The organism is Rhodoferax antarcticus ANT.BR (assembly GCF_001938565.1).
Lineage (GTDB): Bacteria > Pseudomonadota > Gammaproteobacteria > Burkholderiales > Burkholderiaceae_C > Rhodoferax > Rhodoferax antarcticus.
Genome location: NZ_MSYM01000015.1, coordinates 1 through 23493, shown reverse-complemented (window position 1 = coordinate 23493; position 23493 = coordinate 1). Strand labels below are relative to the sequence as shown.

The following is a 23493-nucleotide window of genomic DNA, read 5'->3' as shown; positions in this document are numbered from 1 at the left end:
AGGTTCAAACAGCAGGCTGCGCCACCGGGCGCGCCAATGTGGGCTGGACCGAACCGAGCCGACGCATCCACAGCAAGACCGCAGCAAATGCCAACAGGGTGGCGGCGATCCAAGCCACCGAGGTGGTGGGCTGGCGGCTAAAGATGGCCACTTGGTAATACAAGGTGGCCATGCCGTAGGCCATGCCGGTGGTCCATGCGGCGACAAAAAGTGTCCAGCGCGTACCACTTTCCTGATACACCGCTGCAATCGCTGCGGCACAAGGGAAATACAACAAGATAAACAGCAGGTAGGCAAAGGCACCGGCTGTGCCATCAAATCGAGCTGCCATCGCGCCAAATACGTCGGTGGAGACTTCTTGATCTTCGGCTATAGCCTCTAGGTCAGTCGCATCGCCAATATTCAGATGCATTGGATCAGCCCAGTCGCCCGCCGCGTCGGCGAGGTTGGCAGGAATGGTGGCCAGCGCAGCCGCCAGGCCGCCCACCAGGTCGTAAGGCTCCTCTTCTTGCTCGCGTGAACCGGCGGCTCTGGCGTCTTGCTCAGCCAGTGCGGCATAGCTTGAGTTCAGCGTACCCACTACCGCCTCTTTGGCGAGTATCCCGGTGAAAATGCCGACGGCTGCGGGCCAGTTATCGGTATCCAAGCCGAAGGGCGAAAAGGCCGGTGCGATTGTGCGCCCGACGGCGGCCAGCGCAGACTTGTCTGTGTCTTCGTTGCCAAAGCTGCCATCGGTGCCAAAGGCGTTGAGAAAGTTCAGCACCAACACCATGGGCACCACCACCCGGCCCGCCTTGAAGATGAAGCTTTTCAGGCGGTCCCAGGTGCGTATCGAGATCCCTTTGAGGGTGGGCAGGTGGTAGGGCGGCAGTTCCATGATGAAGGGGGAAACCTCGCCCTTGAGCAGTGAATTCTTCAGAATCAGACCTGTCAGCACGGCCGCGGCGATGCCGATCAGGTAGAGACCAAACACCACGTTTTGCGCCTGACTCGGAAAGAACGCGGCTGCAAACAGCACATACACCGGCAACCGTGCCCCACACGACATGAAAGGCGCCATGGCGATGGTCATTAAGCGGTCGCGGCGGTTTTCCAGGGTGCGTGTGGCCATGATGGCCGGCACCGTGCAGCCAAAGCCGACAATCATCGGGACGAATGACTTGCCTGGCAAGCCCACCCAGCGCATGAAACGGTCCATCACAAACGCGGCACGGGCCATGTAGCCCGAGTCTTCGAGCACCGACAGAAACAGGAACAAAAATCCGATGATCGGTATGAAGGTCGCAACGGTTTGAACACCGCCACCCAAACCATTCGCCAGCAACACGATCAGCCACTCAGGCGCGCCCCACTGGCCGAGCACGTGGGCAATGCCATCTACGAACAGCACTTTGCCGCCTAGGTCAAAGAAATCGATGAAAGCACCACCGATGTTGATGGTGAAGAGAAACATCAAATACATCATCAGCAGAAAAATCGGGATACCCAGCGCGCGGTGCAGCACCACGCGGTCGATGCGCTCGGTGACGTCGCGCGTGGTGCGCCCGCTGAACTTAACGCAAGTGTTGGCGATGCGATTGGCCAAACCATATCGGCCGTCGGCCACCAAAATGTCAAGATCGTCGCCAATGGCCGCAGCGCGTTGCTGCGCCAGCGCGGCGATCTCGGGGCCGGCCACTTGACGCGCCATGACATCGCCTTCAAGCAGGCGCACCGCCAGCCAGTGCGAGGCCGCAATGTTTTTGCCGGGCAGAGCGCTGATCTTTGCAGTGAGTTCGGCCATGGCTTTGCCCAGGGCCTCGGTGTAAGTCACCTGAACCGTGGCGCGGCTAGGGTGGTTTGCAGCATGGGCAATAGCGGCCTTGAGGTTTGCCAGCCCTGTGCCGGACGAGGCGACCAACGGCACCACCGGGCAGCCCAGTAGCTCAGAAAGTGCCTGCGCGTCGACCTGCATGCCTTTGGCCGCGGCCACGTCGGTCATGTTGAGCGCCAACAACAAAGGCACGCCCATTTCGATGAGCTGGATGCTGAGATAAAGGTTGCGTTCCAGGTTGGAGGCGTCAAGGATGTTGACGATCACATCGGCCTCGCCCGTAAGCACGTAGACGCGCGCGACTCGCTCGTCAAGGGACACTTCGCCTTCCACCACATCCAGTGAGTAGGTGCCGGGCAGATCGATCACTTCAAAGCGTGTGTCTTGCAGGCGGTATTCGCCACTTTTTTTCTCGACAGTGACGCCGGGCCAGTTACCCACCTGCTGCTTGGAGCCAGTGAGCGCGTTGAACAGGGTGGTTTTGCCGCAGTTTGGGTTGCCCACCAAGGCGATGGTGTGCCGAGCGCTCATGCGAGCTTCTCCACCTGCAGGTTAGAGGCTTCGTCCTTGCGCAATGTCAGCGAAAAGCCTCGCAAACGCACCTCGACCGGGTCGCCCATCGGCGCCACACGCACCACATTCAGCTCGACGCCTGGCAGGATGCCGAGCGACAACAGCTTGCGTCGGTAGCCACCTGCGCTCGCGCCAAAACCCATCACCCGGGCACGCTCACCCACCTTCAGTTCGCTCAAAGTGCACATAGTTGTCTTAATGTCTGTATCGGTTTCAAAAAGGGCGCTCACGCCGCCATCACCATGACTCGGTGCGCCATGCCACCGCCCAGAGCAAAGCGGCTTTCACCACGCATGACAACGAGCCCGCTGCCTTCCTGCTGCAGCACCCGCACTTGGGCACCGATGTTCAGGCCCATTTCAGTCATGCGACGGTCCATGCCGGCGCCGCCTTTCAGTGACACGATGCGAACCTGCGTGCCCGAGCCAGCCATGCTCAAGGGAAAGGAACCTGCGGAGTTGCCGTGCTGAAGCTGATGTTGGTGCTGATGTTGTTGTCTGCCAAGGCAGATCGCGTCAATCGGCTCTAGGCAGGCGACCGGCGCTTTAGTGGCATAAGAAAACTTGAACATGTGCAGACTCCAAAGAGGGTTGACAACGAAATGTTAGCGAAATTGTAAATGCGAGTAGGTATTGTTTGTGTTGGTATATATTAACGCCAATTTTAATAGGAACGATTCGCATGTAGAATTTATTTACTCCGAAAAGAGTTGCCATCAAGCTCAGTGCCTGAAGCGCACCACTGCCATTCAGCCAGTCAAATCACACAGCCATCGTCTTGCTGTTGTGACCTAGCCAGCCAATAACCCTCCGTAAGGTCTTGTCACGCTATGTCACGTTCACTGAAAACAAAGTTTAAGCTAAATGTGCCCTTAGCCCTTATTGATAAAGGGCCAGTAGCTATAAAGTCTATAGTATCCAGGCCATTGCTGCCGATTGGCGCCATGCTGCTGGCAGGCTCGCTGAGTGCGCTGGCGCAAAAAAACCACCAACGCGTATGACAAAACGCTCAAGGCCATGGCCTTGGGGGCGAACGCGGTCACGGTTGGTCGACCCTACATCTATGGTCTGGCCAATGCTGGAGCGCTGGGTGTGGCGCAAGTGCTACGCCTGTTGCGCGACGAGTTGGAGATTGCCATGGCCCTGTGTGGTTGTGCCACGCTGGCAGACGCTTCCATGGCCTGCCTGTTTAAGCCAGAGGCGGTTTCAGGCGCTAACCTGACGGCGTCGAGCTTCGAAAATTTGTAAGAAGAAGGTTTCATGAATGCAAACGATTCGCGTTTATAATGAAGCTGTCTTTAATTTATAAGGAGTTATGTCATGAACACACTCTTCATACTTGTCGGTAGCGCTTTGATGGTGACGGTGGCTTCGGCTTGGGTTTTCCGTAAGTGAGGTCGATGCCACAACGACGGCCGCTCTGGTTGTCGATGACACACCAAGATCGGCGCACCTTTGTTGTTGTGGCCAACGTGCTGTTGTTTCATGCGATGTTGCTGTGGGCGCTGCAAAGCGGCCTGCTCAAGCGGGCGGTTGAACTGGTGGTACCGGTGCAGATGCTGGGCGAGTTCATTGAGCGGCTTGCACCTGCTCCTGCACCGCCCGCGCCGCCAGCCGTGGTCAAGCCGTCTGTGGCCCGGTCAAAGGCCCCGAGTGCGCCTACCTTGCCGCAACCGGTGGCCGTGCAAAAGGACACTGAGGCGCCGCAATCTTGGGTCATAGCAGCCGTACCTCTTGAAACCTCTTCACCTCGGTCTGCAATCACTGCTTCAGTGGCAGCGGTCGCACCTGCGCCTCCCGCGGCGCCCAGCGTCGAACTGCCTTCCAGCGACGCGGATTACCTGCAAAACCCCAAACCGATTTACCCGGCCGCCAGCAAGCGCCTAGGTGAGCAAGGTGTGGTGATTCACAGTGTGCAGATTGGTGCTGATGGTTTCCCTATCAGCGCCAGACTGGTCAGGTCCAGCGGCTTTCACCGACTGGACCAGGCTTCCCTGACTGCGGTGATGCGCTGGCGCTACAGCCCTGGTAAACGCAACGGGTTGCCCACAGCTATGTCTTTTAACGTGCCTATCAATTGGGTGCTTGAGTAGTCTTTTTTTTGGAGTTTGATTGATGGAATCACAATTCGGGATTGCTAACGTCTGGACGCAAGGTGATTGGGTAACCAAGGGTGTGGCTGTGCTGCTGCTGCTGATGTCATTGGTCACTTGGATCGTGATTGCACTCAAAACACTTGATCTTCTCAAATACAAAAAGCAGGCTAAGCAGGCCGCTGACTTCTGGCACAGCGAAGACTTTGCCGGCGCGCTGGAGAAGTTGGGCTCGGATGCCTTCGACCCGTTTCGCCAGATCGCGCTGGAGGGCCGCGAAGCCACCGCACACCATCGCAACACCAAGGTCCATCTGCATGACGTGCTCGATGTGAGCGACTGGGTGACACGCTGTCTGCGTAACGCCATGGACGAGTTCACCGCGCGGCTGCAGTCAGGGCTGGCGATTCTGGCGTCCGTGGGGTCAACCGCACCTTTTATCGGGCTCTTTGGCACCGTCTGGGGCATTTACCACGCGCTGCTCAGCATTGGCTTGTCGGGCCAATCCACGATCGACAAGGTGGCCGGCCCGGTGGGTGAGGCACTGATCATGACCGCGCTTGGCCTGGCGGTAGCCATCCCCGCGGTGCTTGGGTACAACGCGCTGGTGCGCGGCAACAAGGCGGTACTTAACAAGCTGGGCAGCTTTTCTCATGACTTGCACGCCTTCTTTGTCACCGGTGCAAAGGTCAGTTCGCCTGGCCACAGTAGCGTGGTGATGATGAAAAAAGGAGCCTGACCATGGCTTTTGGCGCACAAACGGATTCGGACGAGGTGATGAGCGAGATCAACATGACTCCGCTGGTGGACGTCATGCTGGTGCTGTTGATCATCTTCATCATCACCATCCCGGTTATGAAGCACTCGGTCAATGTGGACTTGCCAACGGCCAGCAATGTGCCGCAGGTGGCCAAGCCCGAAACGTTGTGCCTGAGCGTGGATGCCAGCGGCGCTTATTACTGGAACGCGTCGCCGGTGGACGACAAAGCCCTGCCCGGACTGCTAGCGCAGCAAGCGGCGCACGAGCCGCAACCTGAATTGCACATCAGTGGTGATAAGGCGACCCGCTACGAACGCGTGGCGCAACTGATGGCGCATGCTCAGCGCGCCGGTCTGCGAAAAATTGGCTTTGTGACTGAGCCCGCACCATGATCAGCGAATCTTTCCAAAGCCCAACTCCACCGCCAGGCCATAGCGCCGCTGCGCTTTCTTTGCCAGAGCAAAGAGGTGCGGGATCGGCCGCCGCAGCGGTTCCGAGCGCGGCTTTGTTGCGGGGGCAAAAATCGGTGGCGATTGAACACCAAGGTAAGGTCTACCGGCTGCAACTGACCAAACTGGGCAAGCTGATTCTGACTAAGTAGTTATTTCCGCGTACAAAATTGCAAACACATTGACCCCAACTCACAGGAGAAAAGTACGGAAAGTAATCACAAGAAAGCCGCCATCGACGCGTTGAACAACATCATGGAGTTGGAGCTTGCGGGTGTGGTGCGCTACACCCACTATTCGCTGATGGTTTACGGATTCAACCGCTTGCCTATCGTCGCTTGGCTCAAGGCCAATGCCAACGAAAGCCTTGACCACGCCCATAAGGCTGGTGAACTGGTGACTTTGCTTGGTGGTCATCCGTCGCTGAAAATTGGCGCGCTGCTGGAAACCGAGCAGCATGATACCGGCGACATTCTGCGTGAAAGTTTGCAGCATGAACAAACCGCCTTGGCGGCTTACTACAAGTTGCTGGAGATTACCAGTGGTAAGTCAGTGCTGCTGGAGGAGTACGCCCGCGAGATGATCGTACAAGAAGAACTTCACCTGGATGAAGTGAACAAGATGCTGCGCCGACCCGGGGATACCGCGCCGTTTGCCGCTTAGGCTTGGGAGTCGCGGTTACGCGTCGGCGAACAACCCCGAGGTTGCTCGCCAAAATCAATTCCAAGTGCCAACGCCACGTATTTCGTAGCGCAAACTGCCAGGGCAGCTTGAATGCTGGATGGTGGTGCTGGGATAAGCTGGGCTCGGTGTCTTAGCGAAGGCGCGAGCACTTCACAGGCGATCATTGCGTGGGGCACATGGTCATAAGCTATTTTCAAGCCGTAACCAATAAAGAAGCCTGGTCGGCCCCCGAAGAAAAAACAACCATCTTGGACCATTACTCGCCTCGGAAGACGCTGATGCTGGCCTGCGTCGCAGGCAATTACTGCTCGTTTTTTATATCAAATCAGTAGTGTCCCAACGTTCTTCAGAGGAGAGCGAGCTGATTTGACTCGAAATCCGACACGGGATTTTTCGATGGTGGCGTAAGCAGTTGATTTATTGGGATATTTTCAAACATGGACAGACTCAGGATTTGTAGAATTTCGTACAGGCTGTGATCATCAAGATGCAAGCGTTTCTTTGCGATGGCAATGAGCAGATATGTCGATATGGCAATCCATATCTGCGTCTTCACGGCGTTCTCGCTGGTGCCAAAGAACACCTTGATGCGCAAGTGCTGCTTGATCCATTTGAAGAACAACTCCACCTGCCAGCGTTGGCGGTAAAGATCGGCAATCAGCTCGGGCTTCAAGCTGAAATTGTTGGTCAAAAACACCAGCCGTTTTCCGCTGTCGTCCTTGACCACCACCCGGCGCATGGTCGCGGGGTAATCCTTGCTCGACTGATAGGTTGTCAGCACGCCGGTCTGATCGCACAGCACTGCAGTACCCACGCGGTCCACCGGATGCGAGTAACGTCGCTTGAACTTGGTGTTGCTCTTGGCGCGGGTGACAAAGAAGGCTTGCGCCTCGTGAATCACGAACAACCTTGCGAAGTCCAGGTAGCCCCGATCCATCAGGTAAAACGCGCCCGGCTCCAGCACCAGATCGTCCATCACATTGACCTCGTGCGTCTTGCCGTCGGTGATGTGAATGAAACTGGGGATGTTGCCCCTCAAATCCAGCAGCGTGTGCAGCTTGATGGCCGCCTTGGTCGACCGAAATGGTGCCCATGCAAACACCGACAGGCACAGGTCAATGGTGCTGGCATCGAACGCGTAAACCGCCGCGTCGAGTTCCAGTCCGAACGGCTCCGTGGCATACAAGGGACGTGCCAAACCAATCAGGTGTTGTGCAAAGTCGGCGTAGATTTGCCATGGGCGTGTCGCGTTCGCATTGGCCAGCGTATTGCGCGATATCGTCTGACAACGAAAGCCCATGTGGTACAGCCGCCGAGCCTGAGCGCGAAGGTTGACTTCGATGTCGCGCAAGGACTCGCGGTAGGTCAACTGGGCAAATGCCATGGCGAAGAATTGGTCCAGGCACGAGAAGTCCTTGACCTTGTGTTCGCCGTTGTGATCGGCCACACAGCGACGAAACGTGCTCAGTGGAAGGTACAGCATGAGTTGCGCAAATACGAGCGTGCCTTTGTGCATGACGGTTTGGGGCGGGAATCCGCAAAAAACCGACAGTCTGACGCACCATGACGTTCAAATCGAGACCAGACTCAAACACCAAATTTAACAACCAAATCAAGAGCTTACAACGTTCCGACAAGACAACGTTGGGACACTACTGATTGGGTCTCTAATGTGCGGCGCCGCTGGCTGGCCGAAGAAATGGTCATCTTGCAGCAAAGGGCCAAGCCATGAGCCTGAAACTGCTGCACGAATCCGAGAACGACGACCCGATTTTGTCGGTGGTCAACATCATTGACATCTTTCTGGTGATCATTGCTGCGCTGTTGATCACGGTAGCGCAAAACCCGATGCTCGACAGCTTCAGCAAACGCGATGTGACGGTGATCACCGACGCTGGCAAACCCACCATGGAAATGCTCATCAAAAAAGGCGAGAAGATCGAGCGCTACAAATCCAGCGGCGAGATCGGCCAAGGTGAAGGCGCCAAAGCTGGCACCGCTTACCGCATGAAGGACGGCGGCATCGTTTACGTGCCGGAGTAGGCCGCTTTTGAAGCGCCACGCCCTGCTTTTGCAATTCACCGCCGCGCCGGGCAAATGCCCGATTCGGCAGAGCCCAGCATATTAAAGACGAAATGTGCCTCTAGAGCTTATGCAATAAAGCTTTGTAGCTATATATTTTGCAGCATAAACGCGCTCTACTAAGCGCATCAGACACGGCCCGCTGACCGACCCAGCCTGCTACCGGCAGAGCACCGAAAACGAGAATCAACTGACGGCTGAAACGCTGGCCGATACTGACCAAAAACTACTGCTCTTCATTGCTGGCACAGCGCCAAACCGAGCCTAGTCGCAGGCAGCGCGCTGGCACATCCGCGAGACACACCGAGCGCTGCTCGCGCAGTTAGCGTAACACGATTTACACCCCGCCATTGAACGCACTTCGCGCGCCAACTGTCTGAGCGTTCAGCTACGCGCAAGGCGTTTGCACCGAGGCGCCTACTCCTCCAGCGTACTGCGCAGCATCCAGGCAGTTTTTTCATGAATATCTAGGCGCTGCGTCAGCAGATCGGCTGTAGGCTGGTCATTGGCAGCATCCACCACAGGGAACAATTGACGCGCGGTGCGGGCGGTGGCTTCCTGTGCGGCCACCAGGTGGCGAATCATGTCGTCGGCCTTGGGCACGCCCTCCACCTCCTCGATAGAGGCTAGCTTGACATACTCTTTGTAAGTGCCCGGTGCCGGAAAACCGAGCGCACGGATGCGCTCGGCAATGAGGTCCAGCGCATTCCACTGCTCGGTGTACTGGCCCATGAACATCAAGTGCAGACTGTTGAATTGCGGCCCGGTCACATTCCAGTGAAAGTTGTGGGTCATCAAATACAGCGTGTAGCTGTCGGCCAGCAGGGCTGACAGGCCATTGGCAATGGCCTCGCGCTGTTCGGCATTAATGCCAATGTCCATGCTCGGCAAACTTACTTTTGTCTTACTCATTGTCCAACTCCTTTAATAAATCAAACCTATCGAACTCATCCCAGGGTGGTGTCCAGCACCATCATCAATGCAAAACCAAACATCAGCCCAATCGTGGCCGCTGTCTCGTGACCGTTGCGGTGCGTCTGCGGAATCACTTCATGCGACACCACAAACAACATGGCGCCCGCCGCCAACCCCAGCCCCACAGGATAAGCCAGTGCCAGACCGCTGGACAAACCCACGCCCAATAGTGCCCCCAGGGGCTCCATCAAACCGCTGGCAGCTGCCACCAGCACCGAGCGACCCGGCGCAAACCCGGCAGCCCGCAATGCCAAAGCCACCGCCAGGCCTTCCGGAATATCCTGTAGCGCAATCGCTGTGGCCAGCGGCAGGCCCACGCTCATGTCACCCTGCGAAAACCCGACGCCAATGGCCATGCCCTCAGGCAGGTTGTGCAAGGTGATGGCAAACACAAACAACCAAACCCGATCAAAACGCTCGTAGCCTGGACCACAGGGGCCAATTTTGTCGTGCTCATGCGGGGTGAACGCGTCCAAGCCCAGCATCATCAGCACACCTAGCGTCATGCCCAGCACCACCACCCCGGCACCCAGCGGACGGCTGCCCAGAATCTCAGCACCGGCTTCAAGCCCCGGTAAAAGCAGGGAAAACGCGGTGGCAGCCAGCATCATGCCAGCGGCAAAACCCAGCATGCTGTCTTCGGTCTTTTGCCCGATGCTACGCAGCGCCAGCGCCGGCAAAGCACCCAGAGCGGTGGCGACAAAACCCGCGAATCCGCCCAGCAGCCCGTAGCGCACACCAACACCCAGCTCGCCCGACAACACCGTCCAGAGGCTTTGCGCCAGCAGCAGCAGCACAGCAGTTAAGCCCAGTGACAGACTGACAAACGCCAGCGTGTGGGTCCGGGCATGGCGGCGAGCGGCCTCCAGCCAAGAGGTTTGCGTTAGCGGAGCTGTGTTCATGGGCACCGCCTTGCGCCAACCAGACTGGGTTGGGCACCCCTGTACGGCTCGGCCGCATGGCAAAAAATCCACGGGTCGGCAATTGCCACTTGGGAACGTAGAGCAGACAGCTTCATGGGTAACAAGAATAGGTAAACACTATGGCAATCATAGTTAAATTTCTTTTTAAATCATTGACTTACGTCATTGATCGAAAGACAAAGCGTGGTTAAAGTTCAGCCGTGTCTGATATTTTCGATTCGTTGGGTCTAGATCCAATCTCCGGCACAACTCCCAAACTCCAAGGAAAAGACAAATGAAACTACGCATTCTTGCAGCGGCAGTAAGCGCCCTAAGTCTTGCACCCCTTTACACGGCAGCACAAGAACTGATTCAACCGATCAAGCCCCCGGCACAGATCAACATCGGCATGGTCGAGTTGGGCAAGAAGTTATATTTTGATCCGCGCCTGTCCAAGTCAGGGTTTATTTCCTGTAATTCTTGCCATAACCTGTCTATGGGCGGCAGCGACAACCTGACCTCCTCGATTGGTGACAAGTGGCAGCAAGGCCCGATCAACTCGCCCACCGTGCTCAACTCCAGCCTGAATGTGGCGCAGTTCTGGGACGGCCGCGCCGCTGATCTGAAAGAGCAGGCTGGCGGCCCTATTGAAAACCCTGGCGAAATGGGTTTTACCCACACATTGGCTGTGGGCGTGCTGCAGTCCATACCCGCTTATGTGCGTGAGTTCAAGCAAGTGTTTGGCACCGAAAAGGTGGACATTGACGCGGTGACCACCGCCATTGCCGAGTTTGAAAAGACCCTGGTCACACCGAACAGCCGTTTTGACCAATACCTGCTGGGCAAAACGGATGCTTTGAACACCGACGAAGTCGCTGGCTGGAAACTCTTCAAAGAAAGCGGCTGCGTGGCTTGCCACAACGGCCCCGCTGCGGGTGGCACTTCATTCCAGAAAATGGGGGTGGTTGAGCCCTACAAGGCCAAAACCGCTGGTGAAGGCCGCTTTGCCATAACCGGCAAAGATGCCGACCGCTTCAGCTTCAAGGTGCCAACCCTGCGCAATGTGGAATTGACTTACCCCTACTTCCACGACGGCGCGGTCGACACCTTGCCGGAAGCGGTTGACATCATGGGCCGCCTGCAACTGGGCAAGAAGTACACACCGGCTCAGAACGCCCAGATCGTGGCCTTTCTGAAGTCCCTGACCGGTGACCAGCCCAGCTTTGCGATCCCGATCTTGCCGCCCTCAGCCGACAAGACCCCGCGCCCGACGCCTTTTAACTGATCCAGCAGTTGGCCGCTGGTTGGCCGCACTGCCTTTTTGCAGACACACAGGCAAGACACGAGGCCGACGGCGTGAAAGCGCCGCTCATCAATAGCCACAAACCACCGGCGCACGCCACCGACACCGGGCAGGCGTGTTTCTGTTTTTTTCTGCCGCGTTTGCCAATCAACTGAAACATTTTTTTGACTGAACGTATTGAGAACGGTTATCAGTCACTATACTTCACTTCAGTTAATTACCCGGCAAGCCAGCGTGACGCCAGCCAGCCTAATGCTTGGAGTCATTCATGAACTTACCCCGCCTTAGCCCGCTCTGCGTCGCGCTGCTGTTCGTCTTTTCAGCGGCCAGCGCGCAGGAGCCGACCCTTTCGGTCGTCAATGTCACGGCCAAGGGCTACAGCTCGGCCGATCTAGAAACACCGATATCGACCATCACCCTCGACGCCAATGAAATTGCCCGACGCGGCGCGGCCAATGTCGGCGAGGTCTTGCTTGGCGAACCCGGCATCGCCATTTCGAACGACAGCGCCCAGGGCCAAAACCCGGTGATTCGCGGGCTCGGCAAAGAAAGCACCGTATTGCTGGTCAATGGCATGCGCTTCAATTCAGCGCAGCCAGCTGGCGCTGTGGCTTCCTTCATGACGCTGGGTCTGGCTGAGCGAGTTGAGGTCATCAAAGGCGGTTCCTCGGTGCTCTATGGCACCGGCGCGCTCGGTGGCGCGATCAACGTCTTGATGCCGCAGGCGCAATTCACGCCCGACATTGGCCTCAAGGCCGGTGCCAGCTACGACAGCGTGAGCCAAGGCTTGCGCGGCACGGCGGTGATGAATGCCAGCCAGGGTGATCACGCGTTGATGCTTGGTGCTTCGCTGGCCCGCATTGATGATTACGATTCACCCAAGGGCAAAATCGAACGCACCGGCTACGATTCCGACGCCTTCATTGGTCAATACCGTTTGCGCCTCGATGCGCAACAACAATTACGCGTATCGGCACAACTGCACAAGGACGAGGATGTCTGGTATCCGGGCTCGACGCGCCTGCACCCGAGTTCGCTGATCGGCAACGCAACGGTTCATTCGCCAAAGCAGGAGCGCCGTCTCTACGAGTTGGGTTACAACCGCAACGGTGCCGGCGAAACGCCGCTCAATGTCGACCTGCGCGTCTATCGCCAAGAGATGGAGCGCCAGATTTATAGCTATGCCAACAAGCTCGGCCGTGACATCGTCATCAATCAAGTGACCTTCCGCACCGACGGCATGGATGCCAAGGCCGATTGGCTAATCCATCCGCAGCATCTGCTGTCGTTCGGTGCCAACGCATGGCAGATGGACGGTAATCCTGATCGCTACATGGCTGGCGGGCCAGCGTTCACGACGTTTACGCCAAACAATCCCTTCCAAGATGCACAAATCCGCGCGCTTGGCGCCTATTTGCAAGACGACATGCAATTTGGCAAGCTGAACCTGCTGGCGGGTCTACGCTACGACAGCGTGAAGGGTGAGGCTGCCAGCATGGGCAACGGCGCCCGCACCACAGGGCTAGACAAGAAAGAAAGCGCGGTGTCGGGCAACCTGGGCGCAATTTACGAGGTAACGCCGTTGCTGCGGCCCTACGCCAGCATGGCCCGCGCGTTCAGGGCACCCGGCATGCGCGAACGTTACGAATCCGGCCCGAAGCGCGACGGCTATTTCTACGCTGGCAGCCCCGACGTTGAGGCAGAAAAAGCTGACCAGTTCGAAATCGGGCTCAAGGGCGCGAATGCTGGGGTCAACTACCAAATTTCAGCCTTTCACAACAAGATCAACCATTACATTACCGGCCAGATTCTGACCGGTGCCATGGCCTCTGCGGCCTGTGGCGCCGCCAATGCTGGCAGTTGCAAGAAAACCGTCAATCTTGGCAGCGTGACCCTCAAAGGCTTAGAGGCCAAAGTCGCCTGGCAAGTGGCTGCTGGTCATTGGCTGAACGCTGGCTACTCGCGCATTCGCGGCGACAACAACGACCTGAACGAGCCGCTGTTCCAGATGCCAGCCGATGAAATTTTGCTCGGCTGGCTAGGAACCGTCATGCCAGGCGTTAAGGCCGACTTCACTCTGCGTCTGGTTGACGACCAAAACCGCGTCGCCACACAATTCTCCCGTGGCACAGAAAATCGCACGGATGGTTTCGTGACCGCCGACGTCGGTGCTACCTGGCAGTTTTCCAAAAACCAGAGCCTGCGCTTGGCCATCAAAAATCTCGCCGACAAGACTTACCATGAGCATTTGACCGAAGGTATTTCTGGCACCGAGATCAAGGCACCGGGCCGCAACCTACAACTGGCCTGGCGCGGGACCTTCTGATGCGCTACCGGTTCGCTACCGTACTATGCCTTTTGGCGCTCATGACCGCCCTGCCCGCGCAGGCGGCGGGCAAGCGCCCCAGCCTGGTGCTGGCCGGTCCGCCAGCCTCGGTATCAACGCCGCTGATCCACATGATCGAGAGCGGCGCGCTGAAAGACATCGCCGACAAAGTTGAGTTCCGGGTCTGGAAAGACCCGGACCAATTGCGCGTCATGGCCCTGAGCGGTCAGGCCGATTTTGTCGCGCTACCTACCAACGTTGCTGCCAATCTCTACAACCGTAGCGTCAAGCTGCGCCTGCTCAACGTGTCAACCTGGGGCGTGTTGTGGATGGTGTCGCGGGACGGACAGGCAAAGACGCTCAGCGATTTTCGCGGCAAGGAAATTGCCATGCCGTTTCGCGCCGACATGCCAGACATTGTTTTCGCGCTGCTCGCCGAGAAACAGGGGCTAAATGCAAAGAAGGATTTCAAGCTGCGCTACGTGGCCTCGCCGCTTGACGCCATGCAGTTGCTGGTGACCCGTCGGGTTGACCATGCGCTGCTTGCCGAGCCAGCGGTGTCGATGGCGCTGCGCAAGACGAAATCGTTCCCAATCAGTCTGATCGCCCCCGACCTGCACCGCAGCGTGGATCTGCAGCAGGAGTGGGGCCGCTTGCACCAGCGCGAGGCGCGCATCCCGCAGGCTGGTATCGCCGCTGTGGGACAGGCTGTGCTTGACGAAGAATTGCAGACAAAAATCATGGCTGCTTACGACAAATCGCTTAGCTGGTGCCATAAGAACGCGCTGGCCTGCGGCGAGATGGTCGCCAAACGCGTTGATCTGTTAAGCGCTGAAGCGGTTGCTGATTCGCTCGCAGTCAGCCAATTGCGCCATGTCCCAACGGCTGCCGCCCAGCCCGAACTGCAGTTCTTTTTCGAGCGCCTGCACAGCGCCAATCCGGCACTAATCGGCGGCAAGCTGCCGGACGGTGCTTTCTACGGGCCATGACACTCACCCTGCGCCAACGTACCGGCAACTGGCTGGCGGCAACCGGCCACTACCTATGGAGTGGCTGGGGTTCGCTGGCCAGTCTGGGTATTTTTTTCGCCCTGTGGGAGTTGACCGCCCAAAACCTGGGCTCTTTGATCCTGCCTACGCCGATTGAAGCGGTGACCGCGCTGCGCGGGCTCTTTGCAAGCGGCGCCGCCTGGCCCGAAATTGCCATCACCGCGCGCCGGGCACTGACCGGGTTCGGTCTTTCGGTCGGCATCGGCAGCCTGCTTGGGTTAGCCGCTGGTGTCTCAATGACAGCCTCGATGATGGCCAGGCCCATCATCACCATCCTCGTCGGCATGCCTCCGATCGCCTGGCTGATCCTCGCCCTGCTGTGGTTCGGTGCCGGGGATGGAACACCCGTATTCACCGTCTTCATCGCCTGTTTCCCGATCATCTTCGTCGGCGCCATGCAGGGTACACGCACGCTCGATGGCCAGTTGAAAGAAGTCGCCCGGGTGTTCGGGCTATCGACCTGGATGAAGCTGACCGACGTTTATTTACCGCACGTCGTTTCCTACCTCTTTCCGGCGTGGATCTCGGCGCTTGGCATGTCATGGAAGATCGTTGTCATGGCTGAACTGCTGGCCACCGAAGATGGTATCGGTGCCGCACTCGCTGTCTCGCGTAGCCATCTCGACACCGCGGCATCGATGGCCTGGATCGTCGCGCTGGTCGGCACGCTACTGGCCATCGAGTACTTGCTGCTCGAACCCATCAAGCGCGGCGTCGAATCCTGGCGGGAGTTCGCATCATCAAACAACTAACCATTTCCGGGCTGAATCACCGTTTCGGCTACCAGCGCGTGCTTGAAGACATTGATATGACCGTCCACGAAGGTGAACTGGTGGCCCTGGTCGGTCCCTCCGGCTGCGGCAAAACGACGCTCTTAAATCTCGCCGCCAACCTGCTCTTGCCGTGGGAAGGCCAGATTGCGAGCAGCTTTGCACGGCCCGCGATGATGTTCCAACAACCACGCCTGCTGCCGTGGAAACGCACGCTGGACAACATCGCCCTAGGCCTCAAGGCACAAGGCGTTGCACGCACCGAGCGCAACGCGCAAGCCGCCCAACTGGCCGAGCGCATGGGGCTAACTGCCGACGATCTAACAAAATTTCCGGGCGCGCTATCTGGCGGCATGCAGAGCCGCGCCGCCCTGGCCCGCGCCTTTGCCATCCGGCCCGACTTGCTGCTGCTCGACGAAGCCTTCTCAGCACTTGACATCGGTCTAAAGTGCGAACTCTATGCCTTGCTCGAGGGCGAACGCACCGCTCACGGCAGCGCCGTGCTGATGATCACCCACGACCTGATGGAGGCGGTGCGACTGGCGGAACTTATCCTAGTCATGAGCGGCAGTCCCGGGCGTATCGTCGCTACGCACCGCATCGACACACCGGTCAACATGCGCGATGAAGCCTGGGTTTTCGCCCGGACCGCCGAATTCATCCGCTGGCCGGATATTCGCGCGGCCTTTGGGCTAGCGTCGTTGAAAGCCGCATGAAAATCACCCGTTTCTGGCCCTCGACCGTTCACTTGTGGTTGTGTGCTTTTCGTCCTTTCTTCCTGCTCGCCTCAGCCCATGCAATCGTCGCCATGGCCTGGTGGCTGGGTTCGCTGGCAGGTCTGCTGCCACTGCCCGCGTTACCCGGCGGCACGATCGTCTGGCATGCGCATGAAATGATCTTCGGTTTTGCCAGTGCCGCGGTTGCCGGCTTCTTGCTGACAGCGATTGTCAAATTCACTGGAACACCTGCGGTCGACCGGAAAACCGTGCAACTGTTGCTGGGCTTGTGGTTGGGAGGCCGCCTTTTCTATCTGCTCGCCGAATGGCTCGGCGTGCTGCCCGCCGCCTTTTGTGATCTCGCCTTCCTGCTCCTGCTCATCGCTTGCATCGCCGGGCCGTTATGGCGCCAGCCGGGGCGTCGCCACCTGGCGTTTTTCAATGCCTTGTGTGCGTTGGCCGCCGTCCACGCCGGCTTTTACCTGACGCTATGGCGGGGTGGCGACGCCATGCCCTGGCTACTGCTCGCTGTCGGTCTCATGATGCTGCTGATCGTTATCGCGCTGTCGCGTATCTCGATGCGTTTGGTCAACGACGTGCTCGAACACCAAGGCGGCATCACCGCGCCCTACCTGGCCCGGCCACCGCGGCGCAATCTGGCCATGTTCACCATTGCGGCGTTTTCCGTCAGCGAATTCCTGCTGCCCGCAAATACCGTCAGCGGCTGGCTGGCGCTTGCCGCCGCTGCCGCCATTTTCAACCTGCTCAATGACTGGCACGTGGGCCGGGCGCTATGGCAACGTTGGGTATTGATTCCCTATCTGGGGTATTGGGCGATGGCGCTGGGTTACGCCGTGATCGGCGTCGGGCTGCTCAGCGGCAGCAACTGGCGCAGCGCTGGCCACCACCTGCTGCTGGTTGGCGCGATGGCCTTATTGGTACTGATTGTGATGAGCGCCGCCGGGCGCGTGCACAGCGGCCACGGGCTGGACCATCGGCGCTGGCTACCCGCCGCTGCCGCCCTACTGTTCGGCGCTGGCCTGCTCCGCGCCGCTGCCAGTCTGCCGGCCATCATGACGGCGTATACCCCGCTGCTGTACGCTGCAGCAACCCCCTGGTTGCTCGCCTGGAGCATCTACCTGATCTATTCCTGGACCGCGCTGAGCGGCCCTCGGCCAGACGGCAGACAAGGTTGCGACGAAACCGCCTAACCTGAACTTCCGCCGCGAAAAAAGACGAGTTTGCGCAATGAGACCGCCTGTATTCAAGGTTCCCATGCGGGCGATCAATCAAGCTCGCACCGGCTGGCAATAATTCCTCAAGGACAATCTAGGTTGATGACTCATCAAGGCAAGGCGTCGTCGTCACCAGAGCAAGGTGCTTGGACGCGCAGCTGCACACCGCTGGTGCCGGCCCCCGAGCGTTTGCGTGATTTGCTGAAAGACCAATCCGAGTAAAGTCTGCAGCTGTCATTCGTTACGTTGTTTTTGAGAAGTTTTATGAGCCAAACTGTTGATTTTTGGGTTGATTCGGCCGCAGTTGTTGAGTCAGCGATCAGCTCGCGCAAATCAGTGCGGGCGTTTACCTCGCAAGAGGTACCGCGCAATGTGCTGCAGCATTTGCTTGAAGTGGCCAGCAGGGCCCCATCAGGCACCAATACCCAGCCGTGGAAGGTGTATGTGTTGCAGGGCAACAGTCGCAGTGAGCTGGTGGCCAAGGTATGCGCAGCGCATGATGGTTTGCGTGCCGATCCGGGGCTGGCTGACCAGTACAAGGAAGAGTACGACTACTACCCAGAAAAGTGGGCCAGCCCCTATATTGACCGACGTCGGGAAAATGGTTGGGGGCTGTATGGTTTGTTGGGTATTGGCAAAGGTGACAAAGAAAAAATGCACTTACAGCAGCAGCGCAACTACCGTTTTTTTGACGCGCCAGTGGGTTTGATGTTCACCCTTAACCGGGTGATGGGTCGGGGCTCGCTGCTGGACTACGGTATGTTCCTGCAAAGCCTGATGGTGGCTGCCAAGGCTCGTGGCCTTGACACTTGTCCGCAAGCAGCGTGGAATGGTTTTGCAAGCATTGTCAAGCCACATATTGGTGCCAGCGCGCAGGAAATGCTGGTCTGCGGTATGGCCCTTGGTTACGCATCCGCATCCAATCCTGTAAACGCGTTTCAGACGCCAAGGGTAGCTGTGAATGAGTTCACAAATTGGCTTGATTGACGGACAGAATTGGTTCGTGGATCGCGTATAGCGGGCACTTTTTGCTTTGACCACTAGGCGTCTGTCAGAAAAGTTTGCCGCACTGCTTCGTTACCCCATTTAAATCCGCTTAGAATTCCCAGCGGTAAGGCGGTGTCAGCAGACAGCGACTGAGAAACAAGAAGCCAGTTGCACGACGCAGTACAAGGCTTGCAGCAAAAAATTCTTGAACACCAATTTTCCTAAGAGGCAGGTTGTGAATAAAACAGAACTCATTGATTACGTCGCATCGGATGCTGACATTCCAAAGGCAGTTGCCGCCCGGGCGCTCGAATCAACTATCTCCGCAGTCAAGGCGACCTTGAAAAACGGCGGCGCCGTATCCTTGGTTGGGTTTGGTACCTTTGCGGTTGGCAAACGGGCAGCGCGAGTCGGGCGCAATCCCCGAACCGGTGCGTCTATTAAAATCAAGGCTGCCAAAGTGCCCAAGTTCCGTCCAGGCAAGGCATTGAAAGATGCCATTAATTAAATTTAGGTTTTCGGTGGGGTGATTAGCTCAGTTGGTAGAGCGGCGCCCTTACAAGGCGTAGGTCGGCGGTTCGAGCCCGTCATCACCCACCAACCATTCAAAGGCGAACTTATGGTTCGCCTTTTTTGTTTGCTTGCAGGAGAGTTTCCACATGTTCGATATCTTTCGCAATCACACCAAAATCTTGATGGTTTTGCTGTTTTTGCTGGTCATCCCCGCGTTTGTTCTGTTCGGTGTCGATGGCTACCAGCAGTCGAAACAGTCCTCTACGGTGGTCGCCAAAGTTGCTTCTGTCGAAATCTCGCAGGCGCAATGGGACGCTGCGCATAAGAATGACATGGACCGCTTGCGGGCGTCCCGGCCTGAGCTGGATATCAAGCTATTGGACTCACCAGAGGCGCGTTACGCCACGCTTGAGCGCCTGGTGCGGGACACGGTCATGCGAGTTGCGGCCGATAAAGCCAATTTACACACCAGCGACTCGCGGCTGGCGCGTTTTCTGCAAGAAGATCCAACCATCGCCTCGCTACGCAAGCTTGACGGCACGCTTGACATGGAGCGCTATCGTCAATTGGCTGCCACCCAGGGGTTGACGCCTGAGGGTTTTGAAAACATGGTGCGTCAAGATATTTCCAAGCAACAGGTTGAAGCGGGCGTGTCTCAAACGGGTTTTGTTGCTGCTGCGCCAGCGGATGTGGCGCTGAACGCTTTTTTTGAGCGTCGTGAGATTCAAGTAGTGAATTTTCTCGCCAAAGATTACATATCGGCAGTCAACCTCTCGGATGCCGATATGGAAGCCTTTTACCAGGCGAACCTCTCACTTTTCAAAGCGCCTGAACAAGTCAAGGTGGAGTATGTGGTGCTGGACATAGATGCTGTCAAGAAAGACATCAAAATTTCTGATGCTGATCTGAAGTCGTTTTACGATCAAAACGTGGCCCGACTCAGCGGCAATGAAGAGCGGCGCGCCAGTCACATCCTGATCACCGCTGCCAAAGATGCGCCTGCGGAGCAACGGCAAAAAGCTAAGGTAGAAGCACAGGCCTTGCTCAAAGCGGTTCGTTCAGCGCCAGACAGCTTCGCAGAAGTGGCCAGGAAAAGCTCCCAAGATCCAGGTTCTGCTGCAAAAGGTGGTGATCTGGACTATTTTGGCCGTGGCGCCATGGTCAAGCCGTTTGAAGATGCTGTTTTTGTCATGAAAAAGGGCGACATCAGTGACCTGGTTGAGTCTGACTTTGGTTACCACATCATCAAGCTGACTGAGGTGAAAGAGCCCAAGCAACGCAGTTTTGAGGAGCTACGCGCTTCCATCGACGGCGATCTGAAAAACCAGCAAGCCCAGCGCAAGTTTGCGGAGGTGGCGGAACTGTTTACCAATACGGTGTACGAGCAGTCTGACAGCCTGAAACCTGTGGCTGAGAAGCTTGGGTTGGAAATTAAAGTTGCTGAGGCAGTGTTGCGCCAACCAGCGCCGGGCGCGACTGGCGTGCTTTCCAGTGAAAAGTTTTTGTCGGCCCTGTTCGCCCAAGACAACATTGAGAAAAAACGTAACACGGAAGCGGTGGAAACTGCGGTTAACCAATTGGCAGCGGGTCGCGTGCTGGCATACGAACCCACTAAGACGCTGGCCTTAGCCGATGTGCGGCCGCAGGTGCGTGAACGCGTTATTGCCGCGCGAGCTTCTGAACTTGCCGACAAGGATGGCATGGGCAAACTGGCGCTGTGGAAGAAGGACCCCGACAAGGCCGTATTGCCTGCTGCCCAAGTGGTAGCGCGCGATCAGGCGATGAACGTTCCCGCCCAAGTTGTGACTGCGGCACTTAGGGTTGACGCCAAATCGATGCCAAGCTGGCTCGGTGTTGATCTGGGCGCTCAGGGGTATGCGGTTGTGCGCGCCAACAAGGTTGTGCCGCGCAATGAAGCCAGTCAACCGTCTGCTGAGCAGGATCGTGAACAGTATGCGCAGTGGTGGGCCTCTGCCGAAGCTGCGGCGTATTATTCTGAGCTAAAAGACCGCTTGAAGGTGACGTTTTTGGTGGCGTCTCCCTTAGCTACGGTAGCTCTTTTGCCTTAGGCTGGAGCCTTCTTGTGAAGCACTATTCGGTTATAATTTGACGCTTCGGTGGCTGTAGCTCAGTTGGTAGAGTCCAGGATTGTGATTCCTGTTGTCGTGGGTTCGAGCCCCATCAGCCACCCCATATGAAATAAGGTAAGCCTGCTATTCAAAAGATAGCAGGCTTTTTTCTTGGGCGCTCCATACCAGCGCTATACCGCCGCAGGTACATGGATTTGCACCACAGATTTGAGGTTTTCGACCCGCCTCCGTTAGGCGGCGTGACCCCAGGCGCTGGGCTGAGGAAGCCCCTTGGGGGCGGACGGACAGACCAGCGCAGGATCAAAGCCGCGCAGCGGAGAGGCCACAGGGTGGGCAGGAGGCACCCACAAGGGCGCGCAGACGGCGGCGCGTAGGGCGCGCCAGCGACCGGGAAGCGCCGACGGCTGGGCGACCGCCTCCAGCGAAGGCCACTTTGCATAACGCCTATTTTGCAAACCCGAAAGGGCGCGAAGCGGTATGGGGCACCAAGTGGAGCTTTAGCGGAACGACTGCCCTGCACTTTGCAAAATGCCGCGTTATGTAAAAGCGAAGCGGGTGGCCGTAGCGGGCGAACACTACACAAGCCACTCACACCACGCGACAGCCTCGTGCTGCTTGGGCATGGCGGTACGCCGCCGTGCCCACTGGCTGAAACTACAGAGCATCGAACAAGGTAAAGCAGTGATGTGCCGCTGCCACCAAGCGCAGCGACTGGCGGCGACACATGGCCGCGCTGCTGGCCGAAGCTGCGCGACAGCTTCGTGGTGCCTGGCCATTGCGGTACTCCGCATTGGCCACTGACCCAAACTACAGAGCCCCGAAAATGGAAAGCGGTGATGTTGGGTGCGTTGCCACTAGCGCAAAGCGCCATTCAACGGGTAAAGTGGACCCCTAAGTCAAGACAATTTTTCAATCAGTTTAAGCTGCCCTTGATTTCACTCGCAGCTGGACGGCGCTGCCCCGGTTTTTGACTTGATTTTTGTCCCTCGATTTCATTGGAGAAACTCTCTGTGCAGCGCAGCGAAACAGGGAGTTTCTCCCCCCTCACGCGGAAATTTGTCCACGATCAACGCCCCACCTCCCGTGGCGCTGGCGTACACCGCATTTGGTGTCTGGTTTGCCAATGATTGGTGCATTCGCTCTGCGTTGTAGAAGCTGAAGTATTTCGTCAGGCCAATGAGCAATTCACCCATGGTGGCGTAGCCGTTGAGGTAGACGTCCTCGTACTTCACGTTGCGCCATAGCCGTTCGACAAAAATGTTGTCAAACGCCCGACCCCGGCCATCCATACTGATGGTGATACCTTCACGCTTGAGCACACCGGTGAAGGCCTCGCTGGTGAACTGGGAGCCTTGGTCGCTGTTGAATACCTCGGGTTTGCCGTGCAGACGCAAAGCATCTTCCAGGCAGTCCACGCAGAACATTGCGTCCATGCTGTTGCTGATACGCCAGCTCAGTACGCGTCTGGAATACCAGTCCATGATGGCCACCAGGTAGACAAACCCGCGAGCCAGCCGGATGTAGGTGATGTCAGTACTCCACACCTGATTGGGCCGCTCAATGGCCACGCCACGCAGCAGGTACGGGTACACCTTGTGCTGTGGGTGCGCGCGGCTGGTATTGGGGCCCGGTGCCATGCCTGCCAAGCCCATGCTGCGCATCAGGCGTTGTGCGCGTTTCCTGTTGACGGTGTGGCCGCAACGGCCCAGGTACACCACCATCCTGCGGGTGCCATAAAACGGGTGGCGTGTGTATTCTTCGTCGAGCAGGCGTTTGATGAGTTCGTCATGCTCATCAAGCGCCTTGGGCTTTTGCTGTGCGTACAGCGTGGCGCGTGATACGCCAGTCAGAACACATTGGCGGCTCACGGCAACTGCGTCGCCCTTGTCAATCCAGTCTTGGCGCATCATGGCAGGCTGATCCCTGACTTTTTTTTGAGCCAGTCCAGCTCCATCTTCAGGCGCCCGATTTCCCCATACAAACGATCTGGCTCCTTGTGCGCGGCCACCGGCGCTGGGCCTCGACGGCCTTCAAACAAGGTCTTGGCTTGTTCCTGGATTTCCTTCTTCCATTGGCCTACCTGCACCGGATGTACGCCAAATTCTTGGCCGATCTCGTTGATGGTCTTGACCCCGCGCAGGCTTCCAGTCCAACCTTCGCCTTGAACTCCGGCT

The 23493-nt window shown here is 57.6% G+C and carries 21 protein-coding genes, 2 tRNA genes and 2 pseudogenes; 18 read left to right on the top strand and 7 right to left on the bottom strand.

Annotated elements, in window-relative coordinates; genetic code table 11:
* Window positions 1-4: 4 nt before the first annotated feature.
* Genes feoB through BLL52_RS20025 form a run of 3 tightly spaced genes read right to left on the bottom strand, consistent with a single transcriptional unit; the run spans window position 5 to window position 2957 of the window.
* Window positions 5-2344, bottom strand: coding sequence for a Fe(2+) transporter permease subunit FeoB (gene feoB, locus BLL52_RS14065; RefSeq protein WP_075587325.1), 2340 nt, complete (start codon window positions 2342-2344; stop codon window positions 5-7).
* Window positions 2341-2574 carry a FeoA family protein gene (locus BLL52_RS14060; protein WP_075587324.1) on the bottom strand — a complete coding sequence of 78 codons (234 nt, stop codon included), beginning with the start codon at window positions 2572-2574 and terminating at the stop codon, window positions 2341-2343. The genes feoB and BLL52_RS14060 overlap by 4 nt, the downstream gene beginning before the upstream one ends.
* Window positions 2575-2612: 38 nt before the next feature.
* The gene (locus tag BLL52_RS20025) at window positions 2613-2957 is read right to left on the bottom strand and encodes a FeoA family protein (protein ID WP_083633977.1); all 345 of its coding nucleotides are present in this window, start codon (window positions 2955-2957) and stop codon (window positions 2613-2615) included.
* 436 nt (window positions 2958-3393) lie between these two features.
* Between BLL52_RS20025 and BLL52_RS14050 the strand changes: the two are divergent.
* The 6 genes and pseudogenes from BLL52_RS14050 to BLL52_RS14025 all read left to right on the top strand — a co-directional run.
* A pseudogene (locus BLL52_RS14050) lies at window positions 3394-3633 on the top strand (alpha-hydroxy-acid oxidizing protein); the annotation flags it as partial.
* 182 nt (window positions 3634-3815) lie between these two features.
* A complete protein-coding gene (locus tag BLL52_RS14045) occupies window positions 3816-4478 on the top strand; it encodes an energy transducer TonB (RefSeq protein ID WP_075587323.1) in 663 nt (220 codons plus the stop codon).
* 22 nt (window positions 4479-4500) lie between these two features.
* Window positions 4501-5217, top strand: a complete 717-nt coding sequence (locus BLL52_RS14040; RefSeq protein ID WP_075587322.1) for a MotA/TolQ/ExbB proton channel family protein — start codon at window positions 4501-4503, stop codon at window positions 5215-5217.
* A 2-nt stretch (window positions 5218-5219) separates the two neighbouring features.
* Entirely contained in the window at window positions 5220-5630 is a 411-nt protein-coding gene (locus BLL52_RS14035; protein ID WP_075587321.1) for an ExbD/TolR family protein, read from the top strand.
* A complete protein-coding gene (locus BLL52_RS14030; protein ID WP_083633976.1) occupies window positions 5627-5839 on the top strand; it encodes a hemin uptake protein HemP in 213 nt (70 codons plus the stop codon). The genes BLL52_RS14035 and BLL52_RS14030 overlap by 4 nt, the downstream gene beginning before the upstream one ends.
* Before the next feature lie 91 nt (window positions 5840-5930).
* Window positions 5931-6350 (top strand): ferritin-like domain-containing protein, encoded by a 420-nt coding sequence (locus BLL52_RS14025; protein ID WP_264569070.1) that lies wholly within the window; start codon window positions 5931-5933, stop codon window positions 6348-6350.
* A 367-nt stretch (window positions 6351-6717) separates the two neighbouring features.
* On the opposite strand, the gene BLL52_RS14020 is transcribed toward BLL52_RS14025, so the two are convergent.
* Window positions 6718-7887, bottom strand: a complete 1170-nt coding sequence (locus BLL52_RS14020; protein WP_075587045.1) for an IS4 family transposase — start codon at window positions 7885-7887, stop codon at window positions 6718-6720.
* Between the two features lie 218 nt (window positions 7888-8105).
* Between BLL52_RS14020 and BLL52_RS14015 the strand changes: the two genes are divergently transcribed.
* Entirely contained in the window at window positions 8106-8414 is a 309-nt protein-coding gene (locus BLL52_RS14015; RefSeq protein ID WP_083633979.1) for a DUF2149 domain-containing protein, read from the top strand.
* 456 nt (window positions 8415-8870) lie between these two features.
* Here BLL52_RS14015 and BLL52_RS14010 read toward each other — a convergent pair whose 3' ends face one another.
* Both BLL52_RS14010 and BLL52_RS14005 read right to left on the bottom strand, forming a co-directional pair.
* Window positions 8871-9365 (bottom strand): Dps family protein, encoded by a 495-nt coding sequence (locus BLL52_RS14010; RefSeq protein WP_075587318.1) that lies wholly within the window; start codon window positions 9363-9365, stop codon window positions 8871-8873.
* Between the two features lie 35 nt (window positions 9366-9400).
* Complete coding sequence (locus BLL52_RS14005; protein ID WP_075587317.1) at window positions 9401-10330, bottom strand: ZIP family metal transporter; 930 nt, start codon at window positions 10328-10330, stop codon at window positions 9401-9403.
* Window positions 10331-10625: 295 nt separating this feature from the next.
* Here BLL52_RS14005 and BLL52_RS14000 point away from each other — a divergent pair, with 295 nt between their 5' ends.
* The 11 genes from BLL52_RS14000 to BLL52_RS13950 all read left to right on the top strand — a co-directional run bounded on the left by BLL52_RS14000 (window position 10626) and on the right by BLL52_RS13950 (window position 21422).
* A complete protein-coding gene (locus tag BLL52_RS14000; protein ID WP_075587316.1) occupies window positions 10626-11615 on the top strand; it encodes a cytochrome-c peroxidase in 990 nt (329 codons plus the stop codon).
* Between the two features lie 286 nt (window positions 11616-11901).
* Entirely contained in the window at window positions 11902-13959 is a 2058-nt protein-coding gene (locus BLL52_RS13995) for a TonB-dependent receptor (RefSeq protein WP_075587315.1), read from the top strand.
* A gap of 41 nt (window positions 13960-14000) precedes the next feature.
* Window positions 14001-14948: an ABC transporter substrate-binding protein gene (locus BLL52_RS13990; RefSeq protein WP_075587314.1), complete on the top strand. Its 948-nt coding sequence runs from the start codon at window positions 14001-14003 to the stop codon at window positions 14946-14948.
* On the top strand, window positions 14945-15760 hold the full coding sequence (locus BLL52_RS13985) for an ABC transporter permease (RefSeq protein WP_075587313.1): 816 nt from the start codon (window positions 14945-14947) through the stop codon (window positions 15758-15760). The genes BLL52_RS13990 and BLL52_RS13985 overlap by 4 nt, the downstream gene beginning before the upstream one ends.
* A gap of 38 nt (window positions 15761-15798) precedes the next feature.
* On the top strand, window positions 15799-16494 hold the full coding sequence (locus BLL52_RS13980; protein ID WP_198930639.1) for an ABC transporter ATP-binding protein: 696 nt from the start codon (window positions 15799-15801) through the stop codon (window positions 16492-16494).
* Window positions 16491-17705, top strand: coding sequence for an NnrS family protein (locus tag BLL52_RS13975; RefSeq protein ID WP_075587311.1), 1215 nt, complete (start codon window positions 16491-16493; stop codon window positions 17703-17705). The genes BLL52_RS13980 and BLL52_RS13975 overlap by 4 nt, the downstream gene beginning before the upstream one ends.
* Before the next feature lie 288 nt (window positions 17706-17993).
* Window positions 17994-18716, top strand: coding sequence for a nitroreductase (locus tag BLL52_RS13970; protein ID WP_075587310.1), 723 nt, complete (start codon window positions 17994-17996; stop codon window positions 18714-18716).
* A 235-nt stretch (window positions 18717-18951) separates the two neighbouring features.
* Entirely contained in the window at window positions 18952-19224 is a 273-nt protein-coding gene (locus tag BLL52_RS13965) for an HU family DNA-binding protein (RefSeq protein WP_075587309.1), read from the top strand.
* Window positions 19225-19240: 16 nt separating this feature from the next.
* Window positions 19241-19316: transfer RNA gene (locus tag BLL52_RS13960), tRNA-Val, on the top strand.
* Window positions 19317-19375: 59 nt separating this feature from the next.
* Window positions 19376-21298, top strand: coding sequence for a SurA N-terminal domain-containing protein (locus tag BLL52_RS13955; RefSeq protein WP_075587308.1), 1923 nt, complete (start codon window positions 19376-19378; stop codon window positions 21296-21298).
* A 48-nt stretch (window positions 21299-21346) separates the two neighbouring features.
* Window positions 21347-21422 (top strand) — tRNA-His (locus BLL52_RS13950).
* A gap of 889 nt (window positions 21423-22311) precedes the next feature.
* Here the strand turns inward: BLL52_RS13950 and BLL52_RS13945 are convergent.
* Window positions 22312-23493: pseudogene (locus BLL52_RS13945) on the bottom strand (IS3 family transposase); the annotation flags it as partial.